The sequence below is a fragment of the Streptomyces sp. NPDC041205 genome, from assembly GCF_055591765.1.
Genome location: NZ_JBVIZH010000003.1, coordinates 727,593 through 745,075, shown reverse-complemented (window position 1 = coordinate 745,075; position 17,483 = coordinate 727,593). Strand labels below are relative to the sequence as shown.

Sequence of the window (17,483 nt, the reverse complement as noted above, 5' to 3'; positions counted from 1 at the left end):
CAGACGGAGGTTCCACGCATGAGGCTCCCCAACACCGCGCACACGTCCCGGCCCTGGCGGATCCACGAGATCACGCCGGACTTCCGTCTCTACGACGTGTGGGCCCTGCCGACGCCGGGCGGACCCGACGACTTCCCGCACCTGGTGCGGCAGACCACCGGCGGCGACACGTCCGACAACCCGTCCCGGATCGCCCGTGTGCTCTTCGCGATCCGCTGGAAGCTCGGGGAGTGGTTCGGCTGGGACAAGGCCGACGCCGGTGTCGGCTCCCGCGTGGCGACGCTGCGGGACCGGCTGCCCGACGATCTGCGCGGCGGCCCCTTCGGCCCGGAGTTCGACCGTCTCCCGTTCCGCTCGGTCCTCCTGACGGACGACGAGTGGGCGTCGGAGATGAGCAACCGGACCATGCACGGGGTGATGCACCTGAGCTGGGTCCCCGACGGCAAGGGCGGGTATCGCGGCCAGATGGCCGTGCTCGTCAAGCCCAACGGCCTGTTCGGGAAGGCCTACATGGCCGCGATCGCACCGTTTCGGCACCTGCTCGTCTACCCGCCCCTGATGCGCGGCATCGCCGCCGAGTGGCGGGCCGACCCACCCCAAGGGGCCAACCCCACGGCCTAGTTCGCGTCAGCGGCGCCCCGGCGGACCGGGCCACCCTCGCGGGGACGGCCCCTGCCGGGCGACCGCTGGCCGGTACGCCTCTCACATCTTGTCATGTCCACACCTACCTTGGTGTGTCGAAGCGGTCGCGCGCAGCGGTCCGCTTCTGGCCGACCCACGGCCGACCCACCAAGGAGGCAACCGTGTTGAGACGCATCATCGTGGCCGCCGCTCTCGCGGCCACGAGCATCCTGGTTCCCGTAGCACCGACGGCGGCGGGCGATGCCGCGCCGCCACGCGCCGAGGCCGCCCCGATCCCCACCGTCGGCGAAGAGCAGGCGGTGGATCTCAGGCTCGGGTCATCCGGGAACCCGGCCCGGCAGGAGATCCGGCACCGCGGAGCGGCGTACGTCAAGGTGCACTTCGCCCGGCTCGACCTCGCCCCCGGCGACTACGTGACGGTCGCGGACCCGGCCGGACGCGAGGTGCACGCGTACCACGGCGATCCCACGCGCGGGGCCGCCGCACGCGACGACGCCGGGTTCACCCGGCACGGCCGCACCGGCTTCGCCGCGATGTCGGTCGACGGCGACACCGCCGTGGTCACCCTGCACACCCGCGGGAAGGGCGGATCGCACGCCGCGATCGACCGCTACTGGCGCGGCTACAGCGAGGCGGAGATCGCCGACAGGAACCCGCGCAGCGTGTGCGGCGCCGACGGCCGCCGGGACGCGGTCTGCTACCGGGCCAGCCATCCCGCGCAGTACGCCGCGTCGCGCGGTGTCGCCCGCATGCTCAAGAACGGCGGCGGCTGGTGCACGGCGTGGCGCGTGGGCCGCGGCAACCACATGATGACCAACAACCACTGCGTCAAGAACCAGGCCGAACTCGACACCATGGAGGTGCAGTTCGACTACGACTGCGCCACCTGCGGCGGCAACGACCCGCGCCCCGGAACCAAGGTCGGCGCGAACGCCCTGCTCCGCACCTCGCCTTCGCTCGACTTCTCGCTGTTCAGCGTGGACAACTTCGACCAGATCACCCAGTTCGGCACCTTGTTCCTGGAGACCCGCGCACCGATCGCCAACGAGCGGGCCTACATCGCCGGGCACGGCGACACCAAACCGAAGCGCATATCGCTGTACGAGGAGAACGACGGCGGCGCCTACTGCGGGATACGCAACCCGCAGCTCGGCACCGAGGACGTCGGGTACAACTGCGACACCTCGGGCGGCAACTCCGGCTCCCCGGTCCTCGCCGGCTCCTCCAACAAGGTGATCGCCCTGCACTGGGGCGGCTCCTGCCCGCACAACGTGGGCACACGCATGGACAAGATCTATCCGCAGATCCAGGACCTGGTGGACAACCGCCCCTGATCGGCGTTGCCGGACCGTGGCCGACCACGGTCCGGCAACGGGTCGTCCCACCATGTGTCGGCGGGAGTTCCGCGAGGGAAGGAAGGCCGGTGTGACTGCTTATGGGTCTGAGCACGTGTCCGACATCCGTACGGCGCGCGGGACGGTTCGCGGGCGGTGGGAAAGCGGGGTGGCGGTCTTCCGGGGGATTCCGTACGCCCGGCCGCCGATCGGCCCCCTGCGGCTGGCGGCACCGGTGCCCGCGCTGCCGTGGGAGGGCACGCGGCACGCCGACGACTTCGGCGAGTCCCCTCCGCAGTCCCGGGCCTTCGGCCCCCTGGGAGGGCCCGAGAGCACGGCGGAATCCGGGGACTGGCTGACGGTGAGCGTCTGGACACCCGATCCGGGCGCGGCGGGGCTGCCCGTGCTCGTATGGATCTACGGCGGGGTCTATCTGTTCGGCACCAGCGCCGGCCCGACCTACGACGGCACGGGGCTGGCCCGGCGCGACACCGTGGTCGTCACCTTCAACCACCGTGTGGGGGCGGAGGGTTACGGGCACTTCGAGGGGGCGGTGCCCAACCGTGCCCTGCTCGACCAGGTGGCCGCGCTCCAGTGGGTGCGGGACAACATCGCCGCCTTCGGCGGCGACCCGGGCCGGGTGACGGTCTTCGGTGAGTCCGCGGGTGCGGGCGCGATCGCCGCGCTCCTCGCCATGCCCCGCGCGTCCGGCCTCTTCCACCGGGCGGTGGCGCAGAGCGTGCCGGGGCCCTTCTACAGCGCCGCGCTGGCCGCTGACATCGGGGCCACCGTCGCGGCCGAGCTGGAAGCGGCGCCCACGTCGGCCGAGCTGGCGGCGGCGACCCCCGAGGCATTGCGCGACGCGGCCGACGCCGTACTGCACAAGATCAGCCAGTACGAGCCCCGTTGGGGGCGGGCCGCACGCGCGCGCATGCCGTTCGCGCCCGTGGTCGACGGCGAGGTGCTGCCCCGCTCGCCCTGGGAGGCGCTCCGGGCGGGCCAGAGCGCCGATGTGGACCTGATGGTCGGTCATACACGTGACGAGACACGGTTGTTCACCGCGTTGTCCGGGCAACTCGGCCTGGTGACCCCGGAGGAGGCGGCCGACACCTTGACATGGTTCGCTCCCGGGGATGCCGGTCGGCGCGCCTACCGCGCGGGGCATGCGGCGGCCGACCCGACCACGCTGCGGGACCTGGTGATGTCGGACTGGCTGTTCCGTATGCCCAGCCTCCATCTGGCCGAGGCGCACGCCGAGGGCGGCGGCACCACGTACGCGTACGAACTCACCTGGGAGGCGACCGGACAGGGAGGCGTCCTCGGCGCCTGCCACGCGCTCGACGTGCCGCTTGTCTTCGGCACGCTGCGCGAGGGGATCGCGACGCTGCTCCTGGGCGAGGAACCGTCGGACGAGGCCGTCGCGCTCTCGGACCGGATGGGGGCCGCGTGGACGGCGTTCGCCACGACCGGCGCCCCTGGCTGGGCCCCGTACCGGGTGGAGGAGCGGCTGACGCGCGTCTTCGGCGCGGAGCCGCACACGGCTCCTTGTCCGGAGGAGACGTCCCGTCTGATCTGGGCGGACCATGAGTTCACCGTGCTGGATGCGGCTCCAGCGACGGACTGACGCGCACGGAGGAGGAGAGGGGCCGGTGACGTCGTCCGCGCCGCGCTGTCACGGGGCGTCCTTGGGTGCGGCCTCGGCCTGCCGCGACCCGGGCAACCCTTTGAGGAGCGTCAGCTGCGGGACCAGCTCGGAGAGTTGGAGGTGGACGCGGGCGAGCTGTTCGTGACTGCGGTTCCGCTCCGCGACGACCGTGGCGAGCACCAAGGAGGTCAGGGCGGCGGAGCCGTTCAGGGCCTGCAGGACGAGCATGCGCGTCGCGACGTCGTGGCCGGCGAACGGGCCGGTGCCCGCGGCGGCCGCGGGGACGGCGAGCACGGACACGAGCAGGGCGCAGGCCACGCCGCCGACGATCTGGAAGCGGTAGGCGGCCCAGATGAGGAACGGGAAGACCAGGAACGACAGACTGAGCGAGGTGCGCGTCGCGAGCAGCGTGACCGCGACCGTTGCCGCCACGAGGGCGGCCCCCTCGGCCCAGCGGGCCACCGGGATCCGCCGCGGCCACGAGGCGCCGAACAGCACCAGAAGCAGCGGGGTGACCAGCAGGACCCCCATCGCGTCGCCCGTCCACCACACCGACCAGGTCGCCCAGACACGGCCCGGGCGCAGCGCACCGGTCGCGGCCAGGACCGCGGTGCCGACGGTGGCGCTGACCAGCATGCCGGTCAGGGCGCCCAGGAAGACCAGGGACAGCGTGTCGCGCAGCGCCATGAGCGTCGGGCTGAAGCGGACCTGGCGCAACAGCAGGACCGCGCACACCGGGGCCAGCGTGTTGCCCGCGGAAATGCCGCAGAGCGCCCAGAGGGAAGGACCGAGGGGCCAGTTGACGAGGATGGCGCCGAGCGCGATCGCGGGCCACATGCGCAGCCCCCACAGCAGCAGCGCGGCCACGGCGATCCCGGTCGGCGGCCACAGGGGGGTGACCTGCCCGCGCACCACTTCCAGGAGCAGGCCGCAGCGGCCCGCGCCGTAGTAGACGGCCGCCACAGCGGCCAGGCGCAGGATGCGGTCGGTGTGGTGGCCGAGCGGGACGGGTGTGCTGCACCGCAGTGCCAACAGGGGCTCCGAGGGTGTGCTGCCGCCGGCCGGGGACTGAACCGGCGCCATTCGTACGGGATGTAACGATTCCACGCTAGCGCCTTCGTGAACCGCGGCGCCCCGCAACGGAACGGCCCGACCGGCCCCTTACTCCGTCAGGTTTCCCCGTCAGGTCTCTCCGCCGAGGGGGTGCGGACCCTGGGCTCGGACTCGGCCCACGGGCCGCGGTAGGCGAGACGGAGGTGGCCGTCCAGGGTGCGGTGCAGATCCAGACCGTGGTCGTCGTTGCCTCTGGCCGGGAGGGAGTCCAGTGCGGTGGGGGCGGGTTCGAGGTGACCCGCGTGCGAGACGGGCAGCCAGGCGGGCGCTCCGGCCGACAGAGGTTCGATGTAGTCGGTGACGGCGAGGCTGACGCCGCCCGGGTCGACGGTGATGCGCAGTCGGTAGCGGGACAGAGTGCTGTGCCCCACGAGGTAGTGGGCGGCGACGGTGGCCGCGTCGCTCATGCGACGGGCCAGCGGAGGCGGAGCGCCGATCGCGATGAGCAGGCTGTGGGCGGCCTCACCGATCAGGGTGTGGGTGCGCTGACCGCGGCCGGTTTCCACGGCGAGGGACAACTGCGGCGGTGCGGGCTCCGGCGCGGAGGGCGCGCCGGGCGCGTAGGGCGATGTGGTGCTGCGGTGGACCGTGCTGGACATCTCGGGCTCCCGCTGCGGGGTGAGGGTGTGAGACCGCGAGAGGCGGGGCCAGTTCAGCGCCTCTCGCGGCCGCGTCTACAGCATTGGCCGGGGTCCGGGACCAGGCGGAAAACTAGGCCGCGCGGCCGCCAATGCCTAGGCACGTACTCAGCCATTCGCAGACGAACTGAGCCAACATGGTTCGTTCTACGTCGAATTGACGAACCGGCAAGTCGGCCACTCACACGTCGCGGTACCGCAGTCTCCAGGTGGCGAGGCCGAGGAGCAGCGCACTGTAGGCGGTCACCAGTGCCAGCGAGGGCCAGGCGCCCAGGGAGCCCACCGCCTGCGGCCCTGCGTCGGAGGTCTGGGTCAGCTTCTCCAGCGCGGCGGTCGGGGAAGCGCCCGCGATCCACCGCTGGGCGTCACCGAGGAGGGGGCCGAACAGGGAGGGCAGCAGCAGGACGGCGACCACGGTGGTCACCGCGCCGACGGAGTGTCGCAACAGGGTGCCGATCGCCAGGCCCAGGACGCCGACGACGGCGAAGAGCGCGGCGATCCCGAACAGCGCGGGCAGCGGTTCGCCGCGTGCGTACGCCCCGTCCTCCAGGATCGCGCCGCCGAGCAGGTACGCCACCGTGCAGGAGACGAACGCGACCCCGTACAGGAGCACGGCGAGGAGAGCCGCCTTGGCGCCGAGGACCCGGCCCCGGCGGGGCACGGCGGTGAACGTGCTGGTGACGGTTCCGCTGGCGTATTCGCCGCACACGGTCAGGGCGCCCACCACACCCGCGATCATCAGGGACACGATGCTGAGGGTGAGGCTGCCGCCGAGGACCGTGTCGTCGGGTTGCAGGCTGCCGCTGACGCCGACGAAGACCGCGCCCACCATGGTGACCAGACCGGTCGCCGCCGTGGTCCAGAGGGTCGAGCGGAGGCCCGCGAACTTGGTCCATTCGAAGGCCAGGGCCGCACGGAAGCCGGGTGCCCGGCCGGTGAGCGTGCTCATCGCGCCACTTCTTTCGTTTCGGGGGCCATTTCGGGGGTCTCTTCGGGCGTCGCGCCGGGGGCCGTTTCAGGCGTCACGTCGGGGGTCACTTCGGGGGTGGCGCCCCGGTACTCGACCGAGGCCTTGGTCATGGCCGTGTAGACGTCTTCGAGGGAAGAGAAGACCGGGGTCAGCTCGTGGACGGCGAGGTGGTGTGCGCGGGCCAGCTCGCCGATCTCGGCGGGCGGCAGGCCACCGACGCGCCAGCCGCCCCGCGCGTCCAGGCGCACCCGTGCGCCGTGCGCTTCCAGCAGGGCGCGCATGCGCTGCGCCTCACCGTCGGCGGTCCGCACCCGGGTGCCGCCCCGCGAATGGTCCTCGATGAACGTCCGCATGCCGGTGTCGGCGAGCAGCCGACCCTGTCCGATGACGATGAGCCGATCGGCGGTCAGCTCCATCTCGCTCATCAGGTGGCTGGAGAGGAAGACGGTACGGCCCTGCGCGGCGAGTCGCCTGAGGAGGTCTCGGATCCAGCGGATGCCTTCGGTGTCGAGCCCGTTGACCGGCTCGTCCAGGATCAGGACCGCCGGGTCGCCGAGCAGTGCGGCGGCGATGCCGAGCCGCTGGCTCATGCCCAGGGACAGGCCCTTGGCCCGCCGGTCCGCCACCCCGTCGAGGCCGACCTCGCCGAGGACCTCGGCCACGCGCCGCCGGGGCAGGGCGTTGGAGCGGGCCAGGCCGAGCAGGTGCCCGCGCACGGTGCGCCCGCCGTGCACCGCGCGTGCGTCCAGGAGCGAGCCGACCTCGCGCAGGGGTGCGGCGAGGTGGTCGTAGCGGTGTTCGTTGACGGTGACGGTGCCCGAGCTCGGTGCGTCCAGGCCGAGGATCGCGCGGATGGTGGTCGACTTGCCGGCCCCGTTCGGACCCAGGAAGCCGGTGACCACACCCGGTCGCACCGTGAAGGTGAGCTGGTCGACGGCGGTCCGCGCGCCGTACCTCTTGGTCAGTTCCCGTACTTCGATCATGCGGCCGACGCTACGGACACCGGGTGGCCCCGGACATCTGCCGCGGGGAGTCGGCGACTGCTCTCCTGGGAGTAGCCGCGGAGGCTCAGCTCTCGCCGGGCCGCACCAACGCGGTCTCGTACGCGAGCACGACCAGCTGGGCCCGGTCGCGGGCGCCCAGCTTCGTCATCGCCCGGCTGACGTGTGTCTTCGCGGTGAGCGGCGACATCAGCAGGCGCGTGCCGATCTCGTCGTTGGACAGGCCGCGTCCGACGAGCGCGAGCACCTCGCGTTCGCGGTCGGTCAGCGGCGCCAGCCGCTCGCGGGCCTCGATCCGCGGGCCCTGCAGCCGGGCGAACTCCTCGATCACGCGCCGGGTCACCGTCGGCGCGAGCAGGGACTGCCCGGCCGCGACCGTGCGGATGGCCGCGCGCAGGTCGTCCGGGTCGACGTCCTTCAGCAAGAAGCCCGCCGCTCCGGAACGCAGGGCCTCGAAGACGTACGCGTCGGCCTCGTAGGTCGTCAGGACGAGGACGCGGACGCCGTCCAGGGAGGGTTCGGCGCCGATGCGGCGGGTGGCCTCCAGGCCGTCGACGCCGGGCATGCGGATGTCCATGAGCACGACGTCGGGCCGGGTGGCGCGGGTCAGCTCGACCGCCGCCGCCCCGTCGGCGGCCTCGGCGACCACCGCGAGATCGTCCGTGAGGTCGAGCAGCGCGCGGAAGCCCGCCCGTACGACGGTCTGGTCGTCGGCGAGCAGGACCCGGATCACGGCGCCTCCAGGGGAAGCACGGCACGTACCCGCCAGCCGCCGCCCGGAACCGGCCCTGCCGCGGCGCTTCCGCCCGCCGCCGCGGCCCGCTCCCGCACGCCGATCAGGCCGTAGCCCTCGGTGGCCGCACCGTGCACGGGCGGGCCGTCGTCGGTCGCCTCCACGATCAGGGCGTCCCCGTCCGGGCGGCCCGCCGCCAGGACGACCGAGACGGCCACGTGCCGGGCCCCCGCATGCTTGATCACGTTGGTCAGTGCCTCCTGGACGATCCTGTACGCCGCCAACTCCACCATCTGCGGTACCTCCCGGCCACCGGTGTCCACGTGCAGCGACACCCGGAGTCCTGATCCCCGCACCCGCTCCACCAGCTCCGCAAGGCGTTCCAGGCGGGGCGCGGGCCCTCGTTCGGGCTGCTGCCCCTCCCGCAGCACGCCGACCGTCGCCCGCAACTCCCGTACCGCTTCCTTCCCCGAAGCCCGCACCTGCCGCATGGCGTCGCGCGCCACCTCGGGCCGCTTGTCCAGGGCGTCCAGTGCCAGCCCGGCCTGCACGGTCATCGCCGACACGGTGTGCGCGACCACGTCGTGCAGTTCCCGGGCGATCCGCACCCGCTCCTCCCGCACCTTGCGCCGGCCCTCCCGCTCCCGCTCGGCCTCCGCACGGACCGCCCGCTCGGCGTACTCCGCCAGCAGTTCCTGGCGCCCGCGCACCACTTCGCCCAGGAGCAGCGGCACGAGCGGCCAGAGCATCTCCAGCAGGGGTGCTCCTTGGGGCTGCGCCACGTCGATGCCCGCCACCACCGACACCACGCCCGAGGCGAACGCGGCGATGGCCGCCGCCCTCAGGGTCCGCCGCCGGTCACCGCGCACGGCGAGCGCGTACAACGCCACCATCACCGGCAGGTTCAACAGTTCCCCGATGTGCCCGTACAGCGCCCAGCCCGCGCACGCCGCCCCCGTGACCGCACTGACGGCCACCGGCCACCGGCTGCGCACAAGGAGCGCGGCGATGGACACGCCGAACAGGAGCCAGGTCAGCCAGTCGGCCTGCCGGTAGGAGGGATCGTTGACCGCCGCGTCGGCGCCGGTGAACACCGCGACCACCGCCGCCACCACCAGGTCCGCCACGGGCGGGGACGGCGGCCACCGGATGCGACGCGGGCCGGGGAGAACAGGGCTCGGGGAGGGCACGTTCCGAACGATAGGCCGCCGGTCGGCGTCCCGCGTACGTCGTCAGGAGTACGCGTTTCCCGGCACACTGCCGCGGCCGTACTCGGCGACGACGCCCTCCGCCAGCCAGCAGTGCGTCTGGCCCAGGCTCGGCCCGGGGGCGGTGGTGAGGGCGTCCAGATGCCGCCAGTAGCGGCGGAGCAGGGGAACGGTGGTCCGCACGCCGGTGGCCATGAACGCACGGAAGTCGGGGGTGTCCTCCCTGTCGAGGGCGCGGGCACACGCCCGGCAGAAGGCGTCCAGCGCCTCGCACCTGTGCGGTGCGTGCCCGGCGGCGACGGCGGGTGCGGCACCCTCCGAGGCGTCGATCAGCGCCGCGTACATCGATGCCTTGTCCCGTACGTGGGGCGCGGCCCAGTAGTCCAGGAACGCCGGCTCCGCCACGAGGAGGTGCAACTCGGCGTAGGCCAGTACGGCGCCGGGTGTGGGATCGAGGGGCAGTTCGGGAACGGCCTGCGCGATGACGGCGGCGGCCAGGCGCGGCGGCAGGCCCTCGGGCAGGGCGCGCTGCCACGCCCGGGTGAGGTCCGCGGTGTCCTGCGGTCGGCGCTGCACCCCGGCCAGCAGGCGCAGGCGGCGCAGGCGCTCCGGGCCGTGGCACTCCTCCAGCGCCCGCAACGCCGCCTCGCGCCACCGCAGTTCCGCCAGTTGCGTCTGTGTCCTCTCCAACTGCCCGGCCACCAGGTCGCCGAGACCGGACTCCCCCTTCGCGACATCGGTGATGGCCGCGATCGGCACATCGAGCGCACGCAACTGCCGTACCAACTGGAGTTGTTCCAGGGCCTGCGGCGGGTAGCGGCGATGACCTCCCTGGCTGCGCGGGGCCGTGGGCAGGAGGCCGATGTCGGTGTAGTAGGGGATGGCCTTCACCGAAAGCCCCGCACGGGTGGCGAGTTCTCCGATCGACCAAGTGACGTGCATCCCAGCCCCTTGAATCTCCCGCGCGGTGGAGGTCCTAGCGTACGAGTGTCGGACCACGCCCGCCCTCAGACCGAGCCGCACCCCTTGGAGCAGCGACATGGCGCTTCCCCCTGGCCAACGAGCCGTCGTCGGATTCCCGCGCTTCGGCACCCATCTCCATCACCCACCGCCGCCCGTCCCCGCCGACCCGGTGATCGTGATGGTCGGAGCCCTCGCCGAGGACATCACCCTGCCCGTGGCCGACCTCGCCAAGCTGCCGCGGCAAGAGCTCGCGGCCGACTTCCACTGCGTCGCCGGATGGTCGGCGACCGGCCTGCTGTGGGAAGGAGTCACGTTCGGGGCCGTGTACCGCACCCAGGTCGAACCGCAGCTCAGGTCGGACGCGCCCCTCAGCCACGTCGTCTTCGAAGGGCTCGACGGCCACCGGTCGATCGTGTGGCTCGAGGACGCCTTGGCCGACGACGTCCTCATCGCCGACCGGCTCGACGGGCGGCCGCTCGACAGCGACCACGGTGCTCCGGTGCGCCTTGTGAGCCCCAGCCAGTACGGCTTCGTCAGCACCAAGCATCTCTGCCGCATCGAGTTCCACACGTCCCCGCCCCCGGATCCCGACCGGTGGTCGCCCATCGCGGCGCACCACAGGGCGAGGGTCTGGCGGGAGGAACGGCACCGCCGTCTTTCCGGCCGTGTGGTGCGGCCGCTGTACCGGACGCTGATCGGACCGATCCGCGCGCTCAGCGCGCGAGGCAGCCGCACAGGGCCGCAGGGATAGCGCTCGCCCCGCTGCTACCGCAACGAGCAGGGGCCACAAGGGCTTTCACGGCGCAGCCCGTGCCCGGCTCGTTAGGATTCGAACATCGGACCCCCCGGCCCGTTGCGCACACGAACTGACTTCGTTCCTGGAGACGACATGAGCAGCGCCCTTCTCGTGATGGACGTCCAGCAGGCCATCGTGGACATCGCCGACGACGGCTCCGGATATCTGCCACGGCTGAGCAGGGCCATCGACGGGGCCCGGGCCGCGGACATCCCCGTGATCTACGTGGTCATCGCGCTGCGCCCCGGCTTCCCCGAAGTCGGCACGCGCAACAAGCCCCTCGCCGCCATCGCGCAGGCCGGTCTCTTCGTCGAGGGCGCCCCGGGAACCGAGATCCACCCCGAGGTCGCGCCCCGGCCGGGCGACGTGGTGGTCACCAAGAGGCGGGCGAGCGCGTTCTCGGGCAGCGACCTCGACGTGGTGCTGCGGGCACGCGGTATCGACAGCCTCGTGCTCACCGGGATCGCCACCAGTGCCGTGGTGCTCTCCACCGTGTGCCAGGCCAACGACCTGGACTTCGGGCTCACCGTGCTCTCCGACGCCTGCCTGGACACCGACCCGGAGGTGCATCGGGTCCTCGTCGAGCGGCTGTTCCCACAGTGGGCGGACGTCGTCAGCGTCAACGACTGGGTCAAGGCGACGATGCCGACGCTATCGTGATCGCATGTCCTCCGTGCCAGAGAACGTATCGCCACGGGTCACAGAAGTTGACCGTGACTCCGCTGTTCAGCGCCTGCAAGAGGCATTCGCCGAGGGGCTGATCCCTCAGGACGAGATGCACGCGCTGCTCCAGACGGCGCTGACCGCCACGACCCAGGCCGAGTTGGCGTCAGCCCTGGCTTCACTGCCGGACGAGGACGCGGGACCGACGGTGGTCGTGAACGCCGCCGGCGGACTGATCCACCGGCGCGGCAGGTGGCACGTGCCGCGGAACTTCAAGGTCACCTCCAGGATGGCCAAGGTGTACCTGGACCTGTCCCGAGCGGTCATCGAATACCCCGTGATCAACATCGAGTTGCACCTGGGGTACGGCTGGGCCCGGATCATCGTGCCGCCCGACGCGACGGTCGACTACGAGGAACTGGCCGCCGAATGGAAGCAGCCGAGCTACAAGGCCCCGCAGCACAGCGGCGCGAACGGGCCGCGCGTCCGGATCTTCGGGACCATGGGGCACGGCCGGTTGCGCGTCAAGCACGGCCGCGGCTGAGGACCCGGCCGCCCGGCGGCTCGGCGCGGCCCACGAGGAGCGCCCCGGCAGACGTGTCGGGCCGGGGCGCGGGCGGTGCCGTGGATCTCAGCCGCGCAGGACGCGGCCCTCGGCGTCCGTCTTGCCGTTGCTGACGAGCATGAGGACCCCGTCGAACAGCGACCAGACGCCGAGACCGCCCAGGGTGACGAGCTGGCACACCGCCATGCGGGTGTGGCCGGTGTAGAAGCGGCCGATGCCGAGCGGGCCCAGGACGATCGAGAGCGCGCCCGCCACGTACTTGGACTTGTCGGAGTAGGGGCGCCCGAACGGGTCGTAGCCGTAAGGGGCGTTGATGTCGGACGCGCCGCCGGGGGCGCCAACGCCGGGGGCCATGCCCGGCCGGGGGGCCGGAGCCGCGCCTGGCGGGGGCGTACCCACGTGGTCCCCACTGGGCTCCGCCTGGCCCAACTGCTTCATTTCCTGGCCGTATTGGTTGTTCGGGACCGGGTGGCTCACGAGTGTGTTCCTCCGAGCGATCGTGGTGGGGGACTCTACCCATCGCGAGGGGCATCACCCTGGGAACCCCCGTGCCGCAGTGACAGATCCTGACCATGCTGTCCATGCGGAGCTGCAATTGTCCAGTACAGTTTTGGACGCTTGAGGCACAAACTTTGCCGCGGCCGCCTGGCATCTCCGCACAATCTATGCCGTGACTACTGACACCCCTGCGTCGGTGAACCGTGCGGCCATTTCCTCGGAGACGGCCGTGTCGGTCACGAGCGTGTCCACGCGCCCGGCCTCGCAGATGCGCGCGAACGCCCGGCGGCCGAGTTTGGTCGCGTCGGCCGCGACCACGACCCGCGTGGCACGCTCGCACAGCAGACGGTTGATGGCCGCCTCGTCCTCGTCGTGCGCGGTCGCCCCGTGCACCACGTCGAAAGCGCCGACGCCGAGCACCGCGACGTCCAGCGTGATCTGACCGAGCACCCCGCCGGCGAGCGGACCCGTGAGCTCGTACGACTGCGGGCGGGCCACCCCGCCCGTCACCACGATCTTGAACTGCGGCCGCACGGCCAGCTCGTTGGCGATGTTGAGGGCGTTGGTCACGATGGTCAACGCCGGTGACCCGGCGGCCAGTTCGGTCCGCACGGCGAGGGCCCGCGCGACCTCGGTGGTCGTCGTGCCGCCGGTCAGGCCGACCGCCTCGCCCGGGGCGATCGAATCCGCCACAGCCTTGGCGATCCGCTGCTTCTCCGAGGCCTGCCGGGCGGTCTTGTAGCGCAGCGGCAGCTCGTACGAGACGCCGTGGACGACCGCGCCGCCCCGGGTGCGCACCAACATCTGCTGCTCGGCGAGCTGGTCGAAGTCCCGGCGGATGGTCGCGGCCGAGACGCCGAGCTCCGTCGCCGCTTCCTCGACGTCCAGGCGCCCCCGGTCGACGAGCAGTTCAAGCAGCGCCTGCCAGCGGGCATCGCGCGACATCCGCACCCTCCACTCCGTTCCCACTCACTGTCCGTAATGACCTTAACCCACGAGTGAATGCTTGATTGTGCTTGAAAAATGGCTATAGATTGCAGAAAAGAGCATCCTGGCGCCCAGGGCGCCCGACTCACAGGGTGGAAGCCGGCCATGAGCCATGCCGAGAACGAACTGATCACCCAGCCCGAGTGCTGGACGCGCGCCGCCGACCTCGCGGTGCGCCACAAGGACGCGCTGACCTCGCCGGGCGAGCGCGTCGCCGTGGTGGGCTGCGGAACCTCCTTCTTCATGGCGCAGGCCGTCGCCGCGCTCCGCGAGGGCGCGGGTCTCGGCGAGACCGACGCCTTCGCCGCCTCCGAGTTCCCCGCGGCGCGCTCGTACGACCGGGTAATCGCCCTGACCCGGTCCGGCACCACGACCGAGGTGCTCGACCTGCTCGCGCGGCTGCGCGGCGGCGTCCGCACCACCGCGATCACCGCCGACCCCGAGACCCCGGTGATGCGCGCGGCGGACGACCTCGTGGTCCTCGACTTCGCCGACGAGCAGTCCGTCGTCCAGACCCGCTTCGCCACCACCGCCCTGACACTGCTCCGCGCCCATCTCGGTCTGCACACCGAGCAGGCCGTCGCCGACGCCCGCGCCGCGCTCGCCGAGCCGCTGCCCGACGGGCTCGTGGAGTGTTCCCAGTTCACGTTCCTCGGCAAGGGCTGGACCAACGGCCTCGCCCAGGAAGCCGCGCTGAAGATGCGCGAGGCGTCGCTGTCCTGGACCGAGGCGTACCCGGCCATGGAGTACCGGCACGGCCCCATCAGCATCTCCACGGACACCACCGCGACCTGGATGTTCGGCGAGGCACCGGTGGGGCTCGCCGACGAGGTCCGGGCGACCGGCGCGCTGTGGATCGAGGGCGCCCTGGACCCCCTGGCCGAACTCGTGCGCGCCCAGCGCCTGGCCGTCGCGGTCGCCGCCTTCCGGGACCTCGACCCGGACCGGCCGCGCCATCTGCGCCGCTCCATCGTCCTCGACAGCCACTGACCGGGACGGGAGGAGACCTGATGCCGCTGGCACAGACCGGTGCCCTCGTCGCCGAGGCCGCCGCCAAGCGCCGCGCCGTCGCGGCCTTCAACATCATCACCCTCGAACACGCCGAGGCCGTCGTCGCCGGCGCCGAGGCCGCCACGTCCCCGGTGGTGCTCCAGATCAGCGAGAACGCGGTCAGCTACCGCTACGGCCGCATCCTGCCGCTCGCCCGCGCCGCGCTCGCGCTCGCCGAGGCGGCGACCGTGCCGGTCGCCCTGCACCTCGACCACGTCACGCAGGACGCCCTGCTGCGGCAGGCCGCCGACGCCGGTTTCAGCTCCGTGATGTACGACGCGTCCCGGCTTCCCTACCACCAGAACCTGACCGCGACCCGCGCCGCCGCCGACTGGGCGCACAGCCAGGGCCTGTGGGTCGAGGCGGAGTTGGGGCAGGTCGGCGGGAAGGGCGGCAAACCGCCGCTGGACGCGCACGCTCCCGGCGCGCGCACCGGCCCCGAGGAGGCCTGCCAGTTCACGGCCGAGACCGGCGTCGACGCGCTCGCCGTCGCCATCGGCAGCTCGCACGCCATGACCTCGCGCACGGCCGTCCTCGACCACGCCCTGCTCGCCCGCCTCGACGAGGCCCTGCGGGTGCCCCTGGTCCTGCACGGCTCCTCCGGCGTCCCGGACGACGAGCTGGCCCGGGCGGTCTCGGGCGGCATCGCCAAGGTCAACATCGGCACGGCCCTGAACATCGCCATGACCAACGCGATCCGTGCCTATCTCGCCGACCACCCCGAGGCAGTGGACACCCGCAGCTATCTGACCGTGGGCCGCCAGGCCATGACGACGACGGTCACGCGTCTGGTCGGGGTGCTGAACGCGGACAGCTAGCGGACACCACCGATGCTCATGGCCGACGCCCGGCGGGTCACCGCCGGGCGTCGGCCATGTCCGTTCTCGCCACCGGCTCCGGGGGGCCGGGACGGGTCGACAGTCCCGTGATCGAAGAAGCGTGGATTTTCGAACACCGTACGGGGCATGCTGCTCCGAAGCCGAAGCCTCTCGCGCCCGTCGAGCGAACCGCGAGGGCTCACGCGCGCCAACGCGCCGACGGCGCACCAACGAGCGTCGGCCGCGTACCGATTCGGCCGCGCGCCCAAGACGCGCCGACGAGACGGCGACGGCCCGTCCCCCACAGCTACGACCCACGAGGGGCGCACGCAGAACGCACTCATCCACGCGAGGATCGGAGACGAAGACCGCATGAGCGCAACCGCACAGGGATCGCAGTGGCTCGCCCAACAGGTCCGCTGGACTCTCGGGCACGCCCTGCCCCGCATCGCCATCGCCGGAGCGGCACGGCGAGACGAGCTCCACAGTCAATTCGTGGCCCAGTCCAGGAACCCCGACCCCACGGGCGCGGGCGAAGGGCGGCTCTACCACTTGATGGACCGCATCCGCGACCAAGGCTCCGTGCATCGCGGCCGGTACGGCCTCGTCACGGCCTCCCACGCCGTCGTCAGGGAAGTACTCAGCAGCAACGACTTCCGCACGGGAATCATCCCCGACGGAACGAGCCCGCTCGCGCGCCTCGCCGCCTGGTCCGCCGCGAACGCGCCGATGGGGCCCCTGAAACCGCCGTCCCTGCTGGTCACCGAACCGCCCGAGCACACCCGCTACCGCAAGCTCGTGACCCGCGTCTTCTCCGTCCGGGCCGTACAGCAACTGCGTACCCGCACGGAGAAGATCGCCGACGAGTTGCTGGGCGACCTCCGGCGCCGCGAGCCCGCCGCCGCACCGGTGGACCTGGTCGCCTCGTACTGCAGCCTGCTTCCCATCACCGTGATCGCCGAGATCCTCGGTGTCCCGCAGTCCGAGCGGCACCGGCTGCGGTCCTTCGGCACGTCGCTCGCTCCCAGCCTCGACTACGGGCTGACCTGGCGCCGGTTCCGTTCGCTCGAGCGCTCGCTGATCAGCTTCGACCGCTGGCTGGCACACCACATCGAGCGGGTCCACCGCGAGCCCGGCGACAATCTCCTCAGCCAACTGGTCGCCGCCCGTGACGACGACGGCAGCGGCCTCACGGACGTCGAACTCCGGGCCACCGCCGGGCTGGTGCTCGGAGCGGGCTTCGAGACCACGGTGAACCTGCTCAGCAACGGCGTCGGGCTGCTGCACCACCATCCCGACCAGCGTGCCGCGCTCGGTGACGACCCCACCCTGTGGCCGAACGCCGTGGACGAGATGCTGCGGTTCGACCCGCCGCTGTTCCGCACCGGAAGGACCGCCGTCCGGGACACCACCGTCGCCGGACGCGCCATCCCCCAGGGAGCGGTCATCTCCCTCCTGCTCGCCGGAGCGAACCGCGACGCCTCGGTGTTCACCGAGCCGCACCGCTTCGACATCACCAGGACCAACGCCAAGGACCACCTGTCCTTCTCCACCGGCCGCCACTACTGCCTCGGCGCGGCCCTCGCCCGCATGGAGGGGGAGGTCGGGCTGCGCACTCTCTACGAACGCTTTCCGCGGCTCGACCTGACGGCAGGGGCCCGTCGTCGCGGCACCCGCATACTCCGCGGCTATGAACGCCTGCCCGCCCGTCTGGAGCCGACACCGGCCTAGCCGCCGCTCGTCGCCTTCACAGTCCCGAAACTGGCAAATTTCTGCATACCGCTGTCAAGTGAAAGGGGAAGTTCATGTTCCGAAATGCCTTGGAGCTGCAGACTTTCCCTTTCATTTGATGTCACACA

At 72.0% G+C, this 17,483-nt stretch carries 18 protein-coding genes; 9 read left to right on the top strand and 9 right to left on the bottom strand.

Going from position 1 to position 17,483, the window contains the following annotated elements; genetic code table 11:
- Nucleotides 1–18: 18 nt before the first annotated feature.
- From ACZ6BG_RS17585 to ACZ6BG_RS17575, 3 genes are all read left to right on the top strand, one after another.
- Nucleotides 19–621 (top strand): DUF2867 domain-containing protein, encoded by a 603-nt coding sequence (locus tag ACZ6BG_RS17585; RefSeq protein ID WP_469002000.1) that lies wholly within the window; start codon nucleotides 19–21, stop codon nucleotides 619–621.
- Nucleotides 622–803: 182 nt separating this feature from the next.
- Nucleotides 804–1,976 carry a trypsin-like serine peptidase gene (locus tag ACZ6BG_RS17580; RefSeq protein ID WP_469001998.1) on the top strand — a complete coding sequence of 391 codons (1,173 nt, stop codon included), beginning with the start codon at nucleotides 804–806 and terminating at the stop codon, nucleotides 1,974–1,976.
- Nucleotides 1,977–2,028: 52 nt separating this feature from the next.
- The gene (locus ACZ6BG_RS17575; RefSeq protein ID WP_469001996.1) at nucleotides 2,029–3,600 is read left to right on the top strand and encodes a carboxylesterase/lipase family protein; all 1,572 of its coding nucleotides are present in this window, start codon (nucleotides 2,029–2,031) and stop codon (nucleotides 3,598–3,600) included.
- Nucleotides 3,601–3,648: 48 nt separating this feature from the next.
- On the opposite strand, the gene ACZ6BG_RS17570 is transcribed toward ACZ6BG_RS17575, so the two are convergent.
- The 7 genes from ACZ6BG_RS17570 to ACZ6BG_RS17540 form a co-directional block, all read right to left on the bottom strand.
- The gene (locus ACZ6BG_RS17570; RefSeq protein ID WP_469001993.1) at nucleotides 3,649–4,653 is read right to left on the bottom strand and encodes an MASE1 domain-containing protein; all 1,005 of its coding nucleotides are present in this window, start codon (nucleotides 4,651–4,653) and stop codon (nucleotides 3,649–3,651) included.
- Nucleotides 4,654–4,790: 137 nt separating this feature from the next.
- Nucleotides 4,791–5,333: a hypothetical protein gene (locus ACZ6BG_RS17565; protein ID WP_469001991.1), complete on the bottom strand. Its 543-nt coding sequence runs from the start codon at nucleotides 5,331–5,333 to the stop codon at nucleotides 4,791–4,793.
- Between the two features lie 220 nt (nucleotides 5,334–5,553).
- Nucleotides 5,554–6,321: an ABC transporter permease gene (locus ACZ6BG_RS17560; protein ID WP_469001990.1), complete on the bottom strand. Its 768-nt coding sequence runs from the start codon at nucleotides 6,319–6,321 to the stop codon at nucleotides 5,554–5,556.
- Nucleotides 6,318–7,325: an ABC transporter ATP-binding protein gene (locus tag ACZ6BG_RS17555; protein WP_469001987.1), complete on the bottom strand. Its 1,008-nt coding sequence runs from the start codon at nucleotides 7,323–7,325 to the stop codon at nucleotides 6,318–6,320. The genes ACZ6BG_RS17560 and ACZ6BG_RS17555 overlap by 4 nt, the downstream gene beginning before the upstream one ends.
- 85 nt (nucleotides 7,326–7,410) lie before the next feature.
- Entirely contained in the window at nucleotides 7,411–8,076 is a 666-nt protein-coding gene (locus ACZ6BG_RS17550) for a response regulator (protein WP_469001985.1), read from the bottom strand.
- Nucleotides 8,073–9,266: a sensor histidine kinase gene (locus tag ACZ6BG_RS17545; RefSeq protein ID WP_469001981.1), complete on the bottom strand. Its 1,194-nt coding sequence runs from the start codon at nucleotides 9,264–9,266 to the stop codon at nucleotides 8,073–8,075. The genes ACZ6BG_RS17550 and ACZ6BG_RS17545 overlap by 4 nt, the downstream gene beginning before the upstream one ends.
- Before the next feature lie 42 nt (nucleotides 9,267–9,308).
- Nucleotides 9,309–10,226: a helix-turn-helix domain-containing protein gene (locus ACZ6BG_RS17540; RefSeq protein WP_469001978.1), complete on the bottom strand. Its 918-nt coding sequence runs from the start codon at nucleotides 10,224–10,226 to the stop codon at nucleotides 9,309–9,311.
- A gap of 97 nt (nucleotides 10,227–10,323) precedes the next feature.
- Here ACZ6BG_RS17540 and ACZ6BG_RS17535 point away from each other — a divergent pair, with 97 nt between their 5' ends.
- The 3 genes from ACZ6BG_RS17535 to ACZ6BG_RS17525 all read left to right on the top strand — a co-directional run bounded on the left by ACZ6BG_RS17535 (nucleotide 10,324) and on the right by ACZ6BG_RS17525 (nucleotide 12,250).
- Complete coding sequence (locus tag ACZ6BG_RS17535) at nucleotides 10,324–10,998, top strand: molybdopterin-dependent oxidoreductase (RefSeq protein ID WP_469001975.1); 675 nt, start codon at nucleotides 10,324–10,326, stop codon at nucleotides 10,996–10,998.
- A gap of 138 nt (nucleotides 10,999–11,136) precedes the next feature.
- Entirely contained in the window at nucleotides 11,137–11,703 is a 567-nt protein-coding gene (locus ACZ6BG_RS17530) for a cysteine hydrolase family protein (RefSeq protein ID WP_469001973.1), read from the top strand.
- A 4-nt stretch (nucleotides 11,704–11,707) separates the two neighbouring features.
- Nucleotides 11,708–12,250, top strand: a complete 543-nt coding sequence (locus tag ACZ6BG_RS17525; protein ID WP_469001971.1) for a DUF1707 SHOCT-like domain-containing protein — start codon at nucleotides 11,708–11,710, stop codon at nucleotides 12,248–12,250.
- A gap of 87 nt (nucleotides 12,251–12,337) precedes the next feature.
- Here ACZ6BG_RS17525 and ACZ6BG_RS17520 read toward each other — a convergent pair whose 3' ends face one another.
- Together ACZ6BG_RS17520 and ACZ6BG_RS17515 are read right to left on the bottom strand one after the other, a co-directional pair.
- Nucleotides 12,338–12,748 (bottom strand): TM2 domain-containing protein, encoded by a 411-nt coding sequence (locus ACZ6BG_RS17520; protein ID WP_469001969.1) that lies wholly within the window; start codon nucleotides 12,746–12,748, stop codon nucleotides 12,338–12,340.
- Between the two features lie 186 nt (nucleotides 12,749–12,934).
- Nucleotides 12,935–13,714: a DeoR/GlpR family DNA-binding transcription regulator gene (locus ACZ6BG_RS17515; RefSeq protein WP_469001967.1), complete on the bottom strand. Its 780-nt coding sequence runs from the start codon at nucleotides 13,712–13,714 to the stop codon at nucleotides 12,935–12,937.
- 147 nt (nucleotides 13,715–13,861) lie between these two features.
- Between ACZ6BG_RS17515 and ACZ6BG_RS17510 the strand changes: the two genes are divergently transcribed.
- The 3 genes from ACZ6BG_RS17510 (at nucleotide 13,862) to ACZ6BG_RS17500 (ending at nucleotide 17,355) form a co-directional block, all read left to right on the top strand.
- Entirely contained in the window at nucleotides 13,862–14,746 is an 885-nt protein-coding gene (locus ACZ6BG_RS17510) for an SIS domain-containing protein (RefSeq protein ID WP_469001964.1), read from the top strand.
- Nucleotides 14,747–14,766: 20 nt separating this feature from the next.
- Complete coding sequence (locus ACZ6BG_RS17505) at nucleotides 14,767–15,624, top strand: class II fructose-bisphosphate aldolase (protein ID WP_469001962.1); 858 nt, start codon at nucleotides 14,767–14,769, stop codon at nucleotides 15,622–15,624.
- A gap of 372 nt (nucleotides 15,625–15,996) precedes the next feature.
- Complete coding sequence (locus tag ACZ6BG_RS17500; protein WP_469001959.1) at nucleotides 15,997–17,355, top strand: cytochrome P450; 1,359 nt, start codon at nucleotides 15,997–15,999, stop codon at nucleotides 17,353–17,355.
- The last annotated feature ends 128 nt before the right edge of the window (nucleotides 17,356–17,483 follow it).